At 39.4% G+C, this 15,375-nt stretch carries 13 protein-coding genes; 2 read left to right on the top strand and 11 right to left on the bottom strand.

Translation table 11 applies throughout. The features are described from left to right. The first annotated feature begins 19 nt into the window (after positions 1 to 19). Positions 20 to 1,255: an alkaline phosphatase family protein gene (locus tag BLR60_RS11780; protein ID WP_090500016.1), complete on the top strand. Its 1,236-nt coding sequence runs from the start codon at positions 20 to 22 to the stop codon at positions 1,253 to 1,255. Positions 1,256 to 1,327: 72 nt separating this feature from the next. Here BLR60_RS11780 and BLR60_RS11785 read toward each other — a convergent pair whose 3' ends face one another. The 10 genes from BLR60_RS11785 to spt all read right to left on the bottom strand — a co-directional run bounded on the left by BLR60_RS11785 (position 1,328) and on the right by spt (position 12,662). Further along, positions 1,328 to 2,269 (bottom strand): phosphatase PAP2 family protein, encoded by a 942-nt coding sequence (locus tag BLR60_RS11785; protein WP_090500017.1) that lies wholly within the window; start codon positions 2,267 to 2,269, stop codon positions 1,328 to 1,330. Position 2,270: 1 nt separating this feature from the next. Continuing rightward, complete coding sequence (locus BLR60_RS11790) at positions 2,271 to 2,891, bottom strand: sterol desaturase family protein (protein WP_090500301.1); 621 nt, start codon at positions 2,889 to 2,891, stop codon at positions 2,271 to 2,273. Positions 2,892 to 3,331: 440 nt separating this feature from the next. Continuing rightward, the gene (locus BLR60_RS11795; RefSeq protein ID WP_090500020.1) at positions 3,332 to 4,621 is read right to left on the bottom strand and encodes a DUF4833 domain-containing protein; all 1,290 of its coding nucleotides are present in this window, start codon (positions 4,619 to 4,621) and stop codon (positions 3,332 to 3,334) included. A 10-nt stretch (positions 4,622 to 4,631) separates the two neighbouring features. Then, complete coding sequence (locus tag BLR60_RS11800; RefSeq protein WP_090500022.1) at positions 4,632 to 7,175, bottom strand: DUF5686 and carboxypeptidase-like regulatory domain-containing protein; 2,544 nt, start codon at positions 7,173 to 7,175, stop codon at positions 4,632 to 4,634. Continuing rightward, entirely contained in the window at positions 7,176 to 7,550 is a 375-nt protein-coding gene (locus tag BLR60_RS11805; RefSeq protein WP_090500024.1) for a GtrA family protein, read from the bottom strand. 2 nt (positions 7,551 to 7,552) lie between these two features. Beyond that, positions 7,553 to 8,008, bottom strand: a complete 456-nt coding sequence (locus BLR60_RS11810; protein ID WP_244155644.1) for a phosphatidylglycerophosphatase A family protein — start codon at positions 8,006 to 8,008, stop codon at positions 7,553 to 7,555. After that, entirely contained in the window at positions 8,008 to 9,333 is a 1,326-nt protein-coding gene (locus BLR60_RS11815; RefSeq protein WP_090500303.1) for an inositol-3-phosphate synthase, read from the bottom strand. The genes BLR60_RS11810 and BLR60_RS11815 overlap by 1 nt, the downstream gene beginning before the upstream one ends. Before the next feature lie 19 nt (positions 9,334 to 9,352). Next, positions 9,353 to 10,342, bottom strand: a complete 990-nt coding sequence (locus BLR60_RS11820; protein WP_090500028.1) for an NAD-dependent epimerase/dehydratase family protein — start codon at positions 10,340 to 10,342, stop codon at positions 9,353 to 9,355. Then, positions 10,339 to 11,460 (bottom strand): hypothetical protein, encoded by a 1,122-nt coding sequence (locus tag BLR60_RS11825; protein WP_090500030.1) that lies wholly within the window; start codon positions 11,458 to 11,460, stop codon positions 10,339 to 10,341. Before BLR60_RS11825 ends, BLR60_RS11820 begins: the two co-directional genes overlap by 4 nt. Continuing rightward, on the bottom strand, positions 11,457 to 12,662 hold the full coding sequence (spt, locus tag BLR60_RS11830; RefSeq protein ID WP_090500033.1) for a serine palmitoyltransferase: 1,206 nt from the start codon (positions 12,660 to 12,662) through the stop codon (positions 11,457 to 11,459). Before spt ends, BLR60_RS11825 begins: the two co-directional genes overlap by 4 nt. Before the next feature lie 542 nt (positions 12,663 to 13,204). Here spt and BLR60_RS11835 point away from each other — a divergent pair. Continuing rightward, positions 13,205 to 14,101: an AraC family transcriptional regulator gene (locus tag BLR60_RS11835; protein WP_090500035.1), complete on the top strand. Its 897-nt coding sequence runs from the start codon at positions 13,205 to 13,207 to the stop codon at positions 14,099 to 14,101. Positions 14,102 to 14,295: 194 nt separating this feature from the next. On the opposite strand, the gene BLR60_RS11840 is transcribed toward BLR60_RS11835, so the two are convergent. Further along, a complete protein-coding gene (locus BLR60_RS11840) occupies positions 14,296 to 15,375 on the bottom strand; it encodes a phytase (RefSeq protein ID WP_090500037.1) in 1,080 nt (359 codons plus the stop codon).

The following is a 15,375-nucleotide window of genomic DNA, read 5'->3' on the forward strand; positions in this document are numbered from 1 at the left end:
TTTCAGTATAAAGCATCAAATGATAAAAAAAATATTTTTCCTATCCTTGATTTTTGTTTCAGTAAGTAGCTGGGCACAGAAAATAAAGACCAAAAAAGTAGTATATGTTATTGCGGATGGTATTCCCGCCGATGTAGTAGAGCGTTTAGATCTGCCAAATTTTAAACGGATTATTTCCGCAGGTTCGTATTCCCGCATGCATGTGGGTGGCGATAAAGCCAGTTATAACGAAACGCCCACCATATCTGCAGTTGGCTACAACAGCTTGCTTACTGGCACATGGGTTAACAAGCATAACGTACCCGATAATGATATTAAGGCCCCAAATTATAACTATCAGCATATTTTCAGACTCTTTAAAAACCAGTATCCTGATAAAAAAACAGCTATTTTCTCCAGCTGGACCGATAACCGCACCAAATTGCTTGGAGATGGCCTTCCTGAAACCGGAAACTTTAAACCCGATTTTGTAGCAGATGGTTTCGAGTTGGATACTGCCCGCTTTAAACATGATAAAAAAGCTGATTATATGCACCTTATTGATGAGGAAGTAGTTAAACAGGCTGCAAACACCATTCATGATCAGGCGCCTGACCTTTCGTGGGTATACCTGGAATATACGGATGATATGGGTCATCGCTATGGAGACAGTCCGGAGTTTTACAGGGCAGTGGAGATGCTGGATAAACAAATGGGCAAGATTTGGGATGCCGTTACTTACCGTCAACAGCAATTTAAAGAAGATTGGCTGATTGTAATTACAACCGATCACGGACGAGATGAAAAAACCGGCAGCGGACATGGCGGCCAGTCTGATCGCCAACGTTCTACCTGGATGGTAAGCAATTATAAAGACCTGAATACTTATGCCCAATACTTTGATCTTGGCGTGGTAGATATTATGCCTTCAATTGCCCGCTACCTAAATGTACAAATGCCTAAAAATGTAGCAGCGGAAATTGATGGCACTCCATTTATTGGACCAGTATCTATAACCGGATTAAAAGTAAATCACTTTCAAAATCACCTTGATATTAGCTGGAAAGCCTTACAGAACAAAGGCAAGGTTAAAGTTTGGCTGGCAACCACCAATGATTTTAAAACAGGAGGAAAAGATGAATATCATTTATTGGGAGAGGTTGATGTGAATCAGCAACATTATTTTGCAGATCTTAAAAAATACCCATCCTCTTTCTATAAAGTCTTGGTTGAAGCATCAGATAATATGCTCAACAAATGGATAAGCGTTAAATAACGAGGTTCACGCTAATAACTTTTATAACTAAGCCCGATAGCTGATCTTAAAAGATCCGCTATCGGGCTATTTTTATTTACCAATGGCACTGATCATTTTCGCCATAAGCTGTTTTAACTTAGTATAACGCATTAAGTAATAGAAAGAAATAATGTTCAAAAGCGCGCATAATAATCCGGCAAATACATCGAGCGTATAATGATGACTGGTATAAACCGCCGAAAACCAGATGCCTAACATGACAGTAAAGAAGAAAACATTAATTCTCCCCAAGCGGTTTTTCAAACCATAATATAAAACGATAACCGGATATGAAGAGTGCAGCGATGGCATGGCTGCAAACACATTGGAACCCTTGCTGTATATCCCATGAAAAAGTGTGATACCAAAATAATGATCAAAACGGGCCAATCCGGCAGTATTGCCAGCCGTTTTAGCTATAAATTCGAAGCCATGTTCCTGCACATACCATGGTGGTGCAGCTGGGAAAGCGTAATAAACCACAAAACCCAATAAATTTACCCAAACAAAGGTTAGTGAGAACCGAACAAACTGTTCTTTATTTTTAAAGAAAAGATAAGTGGCAAATGCTAGCGGTACAGGCACCCACATCAGGTAAAAAAAACCTGTCGACACATCTAAAAATGAAGTACTGTTTATTTTCCAATACTCGTTAGGTGTAAGTATTAAGCCATGGTAATTAATGCCAAAAGTATTTTTTTCCAGGTTATACAAATCTTCTATATGTACCGTGTTAAAAAGATAGTTTGGAAAGGCCTTCATGTAATCAAACAGAATCCAATAGACAATAAAGATCGAAAAGCCGAGGATAAACTTCCTGGTTCCGCTTGATAGGTAAAACAAAGCATTAAAAATAAAAATCAGCACCAACTGATCGGTTTTAAAGCCGACCAGCAGTACTGATAACAATAGATATCCAACAGATATAGCAACTGTTAGATAAATATTCCGGATATTATAAAAATTGTTTTTAAGCAATGCTCCTTGCTGCATATTATTTTTTATCAAAATCAGACCTAAAAATATGATCCCAAAAAGTCCAGCTTACCCCATAACCTTTGGTCGAATCAGAATAGTGGTGAAGCATGTGATGCTGCTTGAGCTTTTTCCAGAAACCGCTTTTAAAATTAGCATGGTGAAGTGCGTAATGCACCATATCGTAAAACAGATAACCGATCATAAAACCTGAGAAAAATGGATAAACCACTGTATCGGGCAATAACCAATCGAAAAGGAAGTAAAAGCCTAATGCCATTGGGATACTGGCGGAGGGTGGCATCACCAACCTTTTGGCATCATTAGGGTAATCGTGATGTACCCCATGAAAAATAAAGTGGATTTTTTTGCCCCATTCCGCTTCGGGTTCGAAATGAAAAACATAACGATGTAAGATGTATTCGGTAATGGTCCAGATGCCAAGACCGAGCAAAAACCAGCCGGCAAAGCTTAAAACAGGCATTTTGATTTCCCAAAACGCTTTCCAAAAAAGAAAGCCAATAACCGGAACATATACAATCAACGGTACATAAAAACGAACTTTGGAGAGGCTCTCCATAAAGTCGTTTTTAAACATCCTGATGGATGCGGTTGAATTTGAAACAAAATTCTTTTTCATTTGGTATTTTTTTTTTAAACTGGTCTTTGACTCCACCTGGTCCGTCATCCCGACTGAAGCAAAGCGGAATGGAGAGATCTTCAAACTGTGTTAAAGGGTCTTCGACTCCGCTCGGACTGACAAATCATATAATCAATCGTCATTCCCGCGCAGGCGGGAATCTTAACGCACGTTTTAAGATTCCCAATCAAGTTGGGAATGACGATTTCTTGATGGATATTACCTAATTAATTTTATCTGTCAATCATATTGATTTTTATATCATAAATTATTCCTCAGAATGACAATTAACATATTCCCAACCGTCATCTCGACTGAAGCAAAGTGAAATGGAGAGACCTAGCGAGTTAGATTTCTCGACTAAGTTGCACCCGATAGCTATCCGGTCCGCTCGAAATGACTACTTGCAAATTGGATTGCCACCCGCAAAACGCCTAACGCTACACCTTAATCCTTTCCACTAACACTTTCGAAGGTTCAGAAGCATCAAAACCTTTTATTTCTACATATTTCACGTTAGGAAACCAAAACGTCCCACCCTCAATCCGGAGGAATATCCTTTCCAGCTGCATTTTTTTGTTGTTAATTGTCGCAAAAACATGGTATTTTTTATCTGTGCCAGATTTATTCAGGTACATTGGCAATTTTTTGTGCGAAGTAAACCGCAGTTCGAATTGGCCATTCCCCAGGTTTTTGCTGATAATGCCATATGCAAATTTCCGTTGAATATAACTCAGTTCTTTCTTTTCACCCTTATCCCCGTAACGTATCCAAAATACATTTACAGGTTGCTCTTTATTCACCTCGCCATGTTTATCTACATTTAACTGGCAGATAATGGTATTCGTATTCGGATCACGTTGTAAATAAAACAATTGATTGCTAATGTCTTTCGGTGTTGGAAAAGTTATTGGTGAAGGATCTGATCCCTGCGCATTCGCAGTAAAAGAAAGCACTCCGGTTAAGCTTCCCATTAATACCAAACCCGCAATTAAGGCTGCCCTGTTATTTCCTTTTCTTTCATTAAATTCCTGTGCCTCGAGGCCTTTTTTTGCGTCCTGCAAACGTTTTACAGCGGTGATATTGGTTAATAGTGCCATTATAGTAATCGGCATGGTAAAAATCGACATGGTTTCGAATACATGGAAAGAAATCCCTGGCACGTATACTTTGTAATCTCCGCCAATAAAATGGCCGGCAATACCACAAGCAATAGCGAAAACACCAATGGTTACTACCCTTTCTGGCCTTTGCATTAAACCGCCTTTACACTCCACCCCTAATCCCTCGGCCCTGGCACGGGTATAACTCACCATCATCGAACCGATTAATGCGATAAAAGCAAACAACGAACTCAAAAAGTAATGATGCGCCACCAGATAATAACAGATACCTAAAAACATAATCATTTCGCTATAACGATCGAGTACAGAATCGTATAAAGCGCCAAACTTCGAACTCATATTGCCCAATCGCGCCACCTGGCCATCAAGCATATCAAACAAACCAGCAAAAAGCACCAATGCTCCTCCCCAACCGATGTAAGACATATCGCCACGGTTTGATTTTTCGGCACCAAGCACAAAAATAACGGCGACCCCGATATTCAGGATCAAACCAATGGTCGTTACGGCGTTAGGTGTTAAACCAATTTTAATCAATCCCTTTACAAAAGGATTAATTACTTTATAAATGCCTAGCTGCAGGCTGTCCCTTATATTTTTTTCCATAGCTTATCTCTTAAAAATCGAATTTTACCCTTGCCCTTATTCCCCACTCCGAAACTTCCGGATGGTTGAGATAGTTGAATCGCTTCACCAGATCAACCCTTAACAATTTAAAGATGTTACCCACACCAACACTACCTTCCATATAAGGATCGTTGCCCAGTGCATAAGTACGCTGTGCCCCATTTTCATAAACTGGCAACTGATATAAACCCGATTGAAAATTAGGATTGTTTTCGTTTCTCAACCCACCATACAATACTTTAAACGATACCATTTCCCTCAACTTTAACTTTTTGATCAATGGCACTTTATTAAAAAAGAAGCCGTTAAAATTATGGTCGATATTGATGCTCACATAATGATCACTTACAAACTCCAGGAAGTTCATCAGGTTGTATGAGTTGAGCTGATAAGCATAGGTTTGGTTGGCACGGTGGATATCCAATAAAGGGAAAGGCACTTTTCCGGCAATATAACTGCCCTCTACAGTTACATCGCTGTAACCCAGCTGCGATAAATAAAAACGTTTATCGATACTTCCCAATAGATTGTGGTAATTATATTCGCCGCCCAACACTCCCTTTAAACCTGCAGTGTAACGTAAATTAAATACCGGATAACGATCGGCAATAGGTACACGGTAAATTTTGCCCTGGTAAAATTTCTCATTAGGGGCATACCTCAACTGTACAGAAACCTCACTGGTGGTTAAGCGGTTTACCAGTTGGTTATTTTCATTCAGGTAACTTAATCCTCCGGCGGGTGTCTGACTCCATTTTTTAAAACCCAGGTTATAAGAAAAATGGTTTTCGAACTCTTTCACATAATCTAAACGATAAAAATCGTTGTACAACAGCATATCGTTTACCCCACGTTTAAACGAGAGCAGAAAATTATCTTCCTGCACAAACTGCAGTTCTTGTCCGGGTATTTTGGTGTCGCGCTGAAAACTGGCCCTAATGTAGTTTTGAGGAAACTCGTAGATCGATTTATTATTTAATGAATAGGTTCCGGAAAGGAAAAACTTCCATTTCTCATCTTTTATACCGTAGGCTAAATAATTTTCGAAATAGTATCGTTTGCTAAGCTCGGGGGTTGTTCGTCCGCCAAACCGTAACCTTAAACCCTCTACATTGTTAAAGCTATAAAATGTATTTACGGGACCAATTTCGTAGGGACCTAAATTCTGATAACCTGCAAATAAAAGGGTAACGATTTTCATTGTCCGCTTAAAAGATGGCAGATTCTGCAGGGTATCAATATTACTATAAATCTTCAGCTGGTTGCTGGAAATGGTATCTAATCTATTTTCCTCCCAAAATTTATCGTCTTTTTTTGCTGCATCAGCCCGTACAACGGTGCTTTTCCCTTGGAAAATTGTATCAGGCAACACCGTATCAAACTGATAATTTTTAAAAGTAACCGTACGCTCGCCTGTAAAACCAATGCCTTTTGTTTTACCGATACCAAAATCGGCCAGTAAGTCACTTTTGCTCAAGCTGTATTTACCTTTATCGTTCGGCTCGAAATTCAGATCAATTTTTAGTGCACGTACAAAATTGAGGTTGATATTTTTGTTTACGCCGAAAGAGGCGCCAGTAACGGCATAATGGCTATCATTGGTAACATAAATTTTCCCTTCAAACAACATATCATTTGTATTGCGGGGGGTAAAAGACAGCTCTATAATTTCAGGTTGCTGCGTTCTGATGGTATCGGTAATGAAAAACTTATAAAAAGCTGGCGCACCGTCAGCAATCGGGCTTAAAAATTCATTACTGATAACGGAGATATTATTTTTATAAATATCAATATCCTGATACATTCGGTCGAAATAGGTTTTCATTCCCTTATTATCAATGTAACGGCTGTCGAATTGAACCTGTTTTTCTCCTATTATAACGGTTTTGTTCTTTTCCGGATTTTTGCTCAGGTAGCTATCGGCCAGTTTCTCCTGAATGTATATCGGCAACAGGTTTTTTCCCCCTATCAATGTCGAATCCTGCTCCTGAAACAGAAACTGGTAGTTCCTGAACATTTTTTTGTTCTTAAACTTATCTGATACATTACTGAGGGAGAAGAGCATTTTTTCATATTGCCTGAAGGAAACGGTATTATAGCTCTTAATGCGGTTTTCATCTTTGTGGGAAATTACCTGGCGGATCAATTCTACTGCCGGATTATCTTTGTTACGGTATTTTGTCTTTTTACCGCCCACAACAACTACTTCATCCAGGGCCCTTGAATCGGGCACCAAGGCAACATCAAGCTCTTGCGTTGCGGCTGGAACGGTATTTTTAAAAGCAGTACGATAACCTACATAATTGAAACTGAGTTCGCTTTGTGGGTTTGGAGAAATAAGGATATATTTCCCGTTTGCATCGGTCTGCGTGCCAATCTGCGTATCTTTAAAAAAAACCGAAACATTGGGCAGCGTTTCTTTGGTAACCGCATCGCGTACGATACCAGATACAACAGTTCTTTGGGCAAATGCATTTACCTGCAAAATAAAACAGAGCGTAACGAATAATAAAAATGAATAAATCGGTTTCATTTAACTGGAAAAAATAAACTGCTTTTGCATGATATAATTGTAGCTTATGCCCGTTACAACGGAGCTCAAAACTTTGGCGAGTACGTAATTAAGATTAAAAAAATGGGTAAGCGTAAATACACCTGCGGTTACAATGATCAGATTGCCTGCCCATACCAAAATATACCTGAATACCTGCCACGTAATATCTCTCGACTGGCTTTGAAAAACCCATTTACGGTTCACGTAAAAATTAACCACACCACCCGAAATGGTGCCGATGATGCTTGCCGCCAGGTACCACAATCCGAAAAAGTTTACCGCAATAATGGTGATACCAAAATCGGTTGCAGAAGCTATTAAGGATGAGGCCTGTGCTTTTAGGTAGGTAAGCATGTCTAAAAAAAATCGAAAACCACGACCAGCTGCAGTATCACATTTGCATAAATTCCAGCCAGTACATCATCAGCCATTACACCCCAACCACCTGGCAATTCTTCTAATTTGCGGATGCCAAATGGTTTCAGAATATCAAAAAACCTAAAAAGAACAAGGCCAATAAGGGTATATTGCCATTTTAAAGGCACAAATAATAGGGTAATGCACATTCCCGCCACTTCATCAATTACTACCCTGTTATGGTCTTTACCCCAAATTTCTTCTACCCGGTCGGCACTCATTACCCCGATCATGACGATAAACATGGTAAAAAGTATTGGCCATAAATATGGGTTGGTATAAGGGCTCTGGAAAAGGTGCCAGCAGATGCAGGTTGCTATAGCAGCATAAGTGCCTGCACCCTTGCCGATATACCCGATTCCCAGAGCCGTTGAAAGAAATTTATGGATAAACACTATACCGTTTCTATCAGTTCTTCTTCGTAATCCTGACCTAAATGGGTGATCAATTCTTCGCCCATGATGTAACGCAAGGTGTTCTGAAGTTTCATTAACTGTTTAAAAATGTCATTTTCTGCAGGTACACCCGGAATCGTTTGTGGCGATTTCAGGTAAAATGACAACCATTCCTGAATACCCGAAAGATTGGCACGTTTAGCCAGATCAATAAACAAAGCAAGGTCTAATACAATCGGTGCAGCCAAAATCGAATCGCGGCAGAGGAAATTGATTTTGATTTGCATTTTGTAACCTAACCAACCGAAAATATCGATGTTATCCCAGCTTTCTTTATTATCACCGTGAGGCGGGTAATAATTGATCCTGATTTTGTGGTACATTTCGCCATACAAATCAGGATTAACGTCTGGTTTAAAAATATCTTCCAATACACCCAGTTTAGATACCTCTTTGGTTTTAAAGTTATCCGGATCGTCTAACACCAAACCATCGCGGTTACCTAGAATATTATCAGAGAACCAACCATTTACACCTAACGAACGTGCCGCTAAACCAGGTGCCAAAATGGTTTTCATTAAGGTTTGACCAGTTTTAAAATCTTTACCTGCAATTGGGGTATCGGTTTCTTTAGCCAATTCAATTAAAGCAGGAATATCAACCGTTAAGTTTGGTGCACCGTTTGCAAACGGAATTCCTAATTTTAATGCTGCATAAGCATAAATCATACTTGGCGCAATGCGCAAGTCGTTATCTCTTAAACCTTGCTCAAAAGCTGCTAATGATTCATGCACTTCTGATGGTTCGAAATAAATTTCGGTAGAGCCACACCAAACCAGTACAATACGGTCGCAGTTGTTTTCTGCTTTGAAATTTTTAATATCTTCCATTACGGCTAAAGCCAGTTCGTAACGGTTATCGATATCTTTTACATATTTACCATCCAGGTTTTTTACATAATTTCTGTCGAAAGCTGCACGCATCGGTTTAATGGCCTGTAATTCTTCGCGTACATCGCGCAACAGGTTGGCATCCAATACGCGGGCATTCAATGCTGCTTCGTAAACGTTATCTTCATACACATCCCAGCCACCAAAAACTAAATCTTCAAGACCGGCTAAGGGTACAAAATCTTTAATTTTTGGCTGCTTATTCTCAGTTCTTTTGCCCAAACGGATGGTACCCATCTGCGTTAACGAACCGATCGGTTTTGAGATTCCTTTTTTAATTGCAGCAACTCCGGCTATCATCGTTGTTGCTACAGCGCCTAATCCTGGCATTAATATTCCCAGCTTGCCTTCTGCTGCTTTAACTTGTTGTTTCATTCTATTTTTATTTAAAATCTTATAACCAATTATGTTTACGGTACCAATTAATGGTTTCATTTAATCCCTCTTCCAATCCGAACTGGGGCATAAAACCAAAATCTTTCTGAATATTTTTAATGTCGCAGCCCCAGTTAAGGGCGGTGAGTTCTTTTATCTTATCTACATTTAAAGCCGGGATTTTATTGAAAGTGCCATACAACCGTTCCATCCCCCAGGCAAGGCCTTTAATAATTCGCAAAGGCACATTTACAATCAATGTGTTTTTGTTTAAAGCCTTGCGCACGTAGGCAGCCAGTGCCGATCGGTTATAAACTGCTCCATCAGATACGTTGTAACTTTTACCAACCACATCAGAAGCAAGTGCATTTATAATGATGTCGGCTAAATCGGTGGCATACACGAAGCTTAATTGCTGTTCCTGTTTGCCGATATATAGCTCCAGCCCTGCTTTAATCGTTTTAATTAATATGAAAATGTCTTTCTCGCGCGGTCCATAAACTGCTGTAGGCCTGAAAGTAATTAGTGGCAGATTCTCAATCTGGGCCAGATAGGTTTCAGCAAGCGCTTTGCTGATGCCATAATTGGTTACCGGATTTGAAGCCCCGTTGTCAGTGAGTTTTTCATTTTTTTGATTTAAAGGCCCCAGCGCAGCCAAACTGCTGATAAATACAAATTTCTTTATGCGATATGTTGATTTCGATGCGGCTATCGCTAAATTCCTGGTATATATGGCATTGATCTTATTGTAATCGTCCAGATTCCTGGCCTTTGTTACCGCAGCCGCATGCACAATATAATCGTATCTATTTTCTTCTATATTTTCTTTTAACAGGTATATGGACGAAAGATCAAGATTAACATAGTTGATCGGAAAATCTTTAAGATGTGCTGCAGTGGCTGAATGACGTACATTTGCATATACTTCCAATCCATTGGCCAAAGCAGACTTAATCAGGTGATAGCCTACAAACCCAGTTGCCCCGGTAATCAACACCCGCTTTTTCATATCGCTTTCTCTAAAATCCTGTATTTACGATACAACTTTCCACCAATATCTTCAATGGGTTTATTAATTAGATCGTTATGATCTAAAGTCCAGCTGGCCTCGGCATATTTCATGTTTTTAGCTTTGAAATGTTTAATAATGCGACCATAAAGACAGGCTTCAATCCCCATTTTGCGGTAACCATCTACCACGCCAAGCAATAAAATACGAATGCCATCAATTTTCTTTTTATTGGCCAAAAGTTTGATTAAGCCTGTTGGAAACAACCTTCCCCGCTTAATTTTAATCAGAATCTGATTGATATCGGGTATGGCCAATGCAAAGCCTACAATTTTGCCGTGCTGCTCTGCCAGGATACAAAATTCGGGGTCAAGGATCAGTTTCAGGTCGTTTGCCGTATAATCAAATTCCTTGTCCGTCATGGGTACAAAACCAAGGTTTTTATCCCATGCTTTATTGTATACTTCCCTCACCGCATTACATTCTTCCTTGAATTTCTTCATGTTGATTTTTCGGAGAATGATATCATTCCGCATTAAGCGTTCCTCTATCCTATCGAGTAGTTTAACCGACCTTTCGCTATAATTACCGGCAGTGTAACGATAGGCCCGTAAATCGACATTCTTCTGAAAGCCGATTTGTTCCAAAAGTGGCAGATAATATTTGGCATTATATGGCATCATGGCTACTGGCGGCCCATCAAACCCTTCAATGAGCAAGCCACATACTTCATTGGTAGAGAAGTTTACCGGGCCTAAAACCTTGGTCAATCCCTTTTGTTTTAGCCAATCTTGCGCTGCTTCAAAAAGCTCTTTAGCTACCGTTGCATCATTGATACAATCGAAAAAGCCAAAAAATCCGTCTTTCGATTCGTAGACCTTATTATGGTTGTTATTGTTGATCGCGGCAATCCGTCCTACTATTTTACCTTCATCATAAAGCAAAAAAAGCTGAATTTCAGAATGTTCGTAAAAAGGATGTTTACCTGGGGTAAGCAGATCGCGCTGGGCGATAAAAAGTTCGGGCACATAATTTACATCGCCTGCATACAATTCATGCGGAAAATCTACAAATGCAGCTAACGCTTTTTTACCCGAAACCTTTACCAGTTCTCTCATGATTGGCTCCCCACTAATTCTACATGAACAGCCTTAAAAGCAATACTTAGTTTGGCTACAGCCGATTCAATCTGATCGAAAGTATGCGTGGCCATTAAAGAAAACCTGATCAAAGATGAATCTGACGGCACTGCGGGCGAAACTACCGGATTTACAAATACCCCGTTTTGTTGAAGGATGTTCGTAATCATAAAGGTTTTGGTATTGTCGCGAATATAAATGGGGATAATAGGGCTATTGCTGTGCCCGATATCAAAACCGGCATCGATTAAAAGTTTCTTTGCATATTCCGTATTGGCCCAAAGTTGATCAATCCTTTCAGGTTCTGATTCGATAATATCCAGTGCAGCAATCACACTGGCCACTGCAGATGGTGGCATACTGGCGCTGAACATAAGTGAACGTGCACGGTGTTTAATATATTCGATGGTTTCGGTATTGCCTGCAATAAAACCTCCCAATGAGGCCAGCGATTTGCTGAAGGTGCCCATAATGAGGTCCACATCTTCAGTAAGATTGAAATGAGATGCCGTTCCTGATCCATTAAAACCAATTACCCCGAGGCTATGGGCATCATCCATCATAATATTGGCACCAAATTCATTGGCAATTTCTACCATTTCAGGAAGATTAACCAAATCGCCTTCCATACTGAAAATCCCGTCAGACACAATCAGTTTTGCAGCATCCTCCGGTAAACGGCTTAATTTGCGGCGAAGATCCTGCATATCATTATGCGCATATTTAATGGTGCGCGAAAAGGCCAAACGGCTACCATCTATAATAGAAGCATGATCGTATTCATCCAGCAAAAGATAATCGTTACGATCTAACAAACAGGATATTACCCCTAAGTTAACCTGGAAACCAGTACTAAAAAGCACCGCAGCCTCTTTGCCCACATATTCTGCCAGGCGGTTTTCCAATTCGAGATGGATATCTAGCGATCCATTCAAAAACCGCGACCCTGCGCAGCCCGTTCCATATTTTTCGATGGCCGCTTTTGCAGCTTCTTTTATTTTAGGATGATTGGTTAAACCTAAATAGGAATTTGAACCAAACATGAGTACCTTTTCCCCGTTGATCACCACCTCAGTATCCTGAGCAGATGATATCGACCTGAAATAAGGGTATAATCCTTTTTCTTTTATCACCGCCGCATCCTTAAAAGAGGCAATTCTATCTTGTAATTTTTTACGCATGCTGAACACTTATATTCTTCAGTTTTTAAAACCTTGTTCTGATAGCCTGGCCTGCACCTCAATTGCCACCCGTATAAATAAAATTCGACGATGTAGATTAAGCACACATTAACCAAACGATTTGATCACACAATTTTAACGCGGAATTGAAGCCAAAAAAAGGTTCAAATGTGGGATATATTGGTCAAAATGTGGGATAGGCAAAATGTGACATTCAGATGAATTGACTAATTGACATTCTGACTTTTATTATAAAATAGTAAAAAGGTTAAAAACAGCAGAAAAAGCACTAAAAACAACATAATTAACTGTATTTAAGAACATTAAAATATATAAAATTCTTAATCAAAAAGATTAAAATCAATCAGAAATTAGTCATTTTAAAAAAATATTCTTGTAAAACTCTTCCCGAACATTACATTTGTCGCATCAAAATCCGACAGATAAAGGGCAAAATCCATCCGAAAAAAGATGGCTGAAATTGGTGTGTAAAAGATGATCGTATCTGTTAAGAAATTATTAAAAAATCCAGAACGATTGTTATGCAACAACCATTACTTAATAAAACTTTTTCAGAAAAAAACCACGAGGAAGTGCTTTCATTAAATGATGGCCTGATGGCAAAAATCCACAATAGCAATGATCCACATTATTGCAGTTCGGAGCCTTTCCGTGTTTCGAGTTATGCCTTAATCCTCATTACTAAAGGCAAGCTCAATATTAAGATCAATTTTGAAAATTATGTGCTCAACCAGAGGGATATTTTACTGGTTTTGCCACATTCTGTTTATGAAATTGCAGATAATAGCAGTGTTTCGTTTATCAGTATCCATTTTAACAAGAGCTACCTTAAAAATAAGGGTATATTTTTTAACAGTGGCGAAACATACCGGATGTCGAAAGATGTTCAATCGCATAAATTTTCATTATCGAAAGAAGAATACACCTTTATCTATTACGATATGCTGGCACTCCACAAGAAGCTTCATGTTTCAAAAGATACGCCACAGATTAAAAACATTGTGCACAACAGCTTTTTGGAACTTCTTTATGATATTTTCCTCCTTAAAAACAAACAGAAAGATCCTAAACCATTTGTACATAACAGTCGCACGGAATTAACCAACCGGTTTTTAGCATTGGTATCAGACAATTTTAAAAAGGAAAAAAGGGTAATATATTATGCCAATTGCCTGCGGATTACGCCGAGGCATTTATCACAGGTAGTTAAACAGGTTACAGACAGGACGGCTGGAGAAATTATTGATGAAATGGTGATCAGGGAAGCCAAACTACTGTTAACCAGTCATGTAATGAACATCTCGGAAGTTGCGATAGAATTGTGTTTTAGCAATTCTTCATTTTTCGGCAAATATTTCAAAAAACAGACAGGGGTTACCCCTTCTGAGTATAAAATGTCGAATAATATTGCAGTATAGTGCGATTTCATTAAGTTAAGTCGCCCGCCTGCAACGGGCAGGGGTTTATTTCACCCATAATAGCATCACTATTCATACCGCCTAAACCCGATCAACGCGGAATGCCGATTTCCTTCAAATTGGCAGAAGCGGGAGCGGGACTGAACCCACCCAAATGCTCCTGCAATTGCTTTCCAAAAAAATAAATGTTAATCTTATGGATGTGCACTAGTTAATTTTTTACCTGCTATATCTTCCCACCTATAAAAATGAAAGGTTTTATCATCACTCATCGCCACCAGCAAACCATGTTTAAAATCTTTATTTAAAGGAACCGAAACCACATCAATCCCATCTGTTTGATTAGCTGAATATTTTATGGTGGTTAACAGGGGATGAGGATTAGCCGTATTGGCTTTAGCTACCCGATCGTACACTTTTAACTGTCTGGCGCCCTGATCTGATACCAGGATATATCCTTTATTGCCTGGTGTTTTATAAATAGCGATTCCTTCATTATCGACAGCAAAATCGCCCTGACCAAATAGTGCCAGTTCTTGATTTCCTTTGGCCGGATCTGCATAATACTTGCGTACTCCTACCTGCTCATCGCAATAATAAACAAAGCCCAATTCGTTATCAACGGCAATAGCTTCGATTTCTTTTTTACCGCTATACAATCCAAATTTCCGCACTAAATCTGCTTTAACATTACCCTTTCCGTCATCTGCCAATTGATATTGCCAAAGATAACCGCCGTTTTTAGGCCCTGTTTTACGTCCAACAATGGCATAAATTTTTCCACTGGGATCGGTATACATCGAAATCCCCATCAAGTCGCGGTACGCTGCTTCTGTTTCGCCCTCGTAAACCGGAATTCCACCGTTGTCAATTTCCTTCATATCAGGAAGGGAAAATATCCGCAGTTGATGTGTGTAACGTTCGGTTGTGACCACAATATCTGTCTTTTTCCCCGCCAACGGCAAACCATAGGCAATATCAACGTTGTTCGGTCGCTTTAAACCTTTTATGGTTTTTGATTGGATGATTTTACCTTTCAGATCGAAAACATACAAGCCGCCATTGGTATCTTTATCAGTACCGATTACCAAAGATTCTGCAGGATCTTTGGGGTTTACCCAGATTGCAGGATCATCTGTATCAAAATCAACGAGATCAGAAACATATAAGGGTTTTATTACTGCACTATTTCCGTTTTGCGCACCTCCTTTACAAGAAATGGCCAGATTTAAAACCGCAAAAACGGCAAAATTTAATATATGGTGAGGTTTCAT

It is taken from the genome of Pedobacter terrae (assembly GCF_900100705.1).
In the GTDB taxonomy this organism is placed as follows: Bacteria; Bacteroidota; Bacteroidia; order Sphingobacteriales; family Sphingobacteriaceae; genus Pedobacter; species Pedobacter terrae.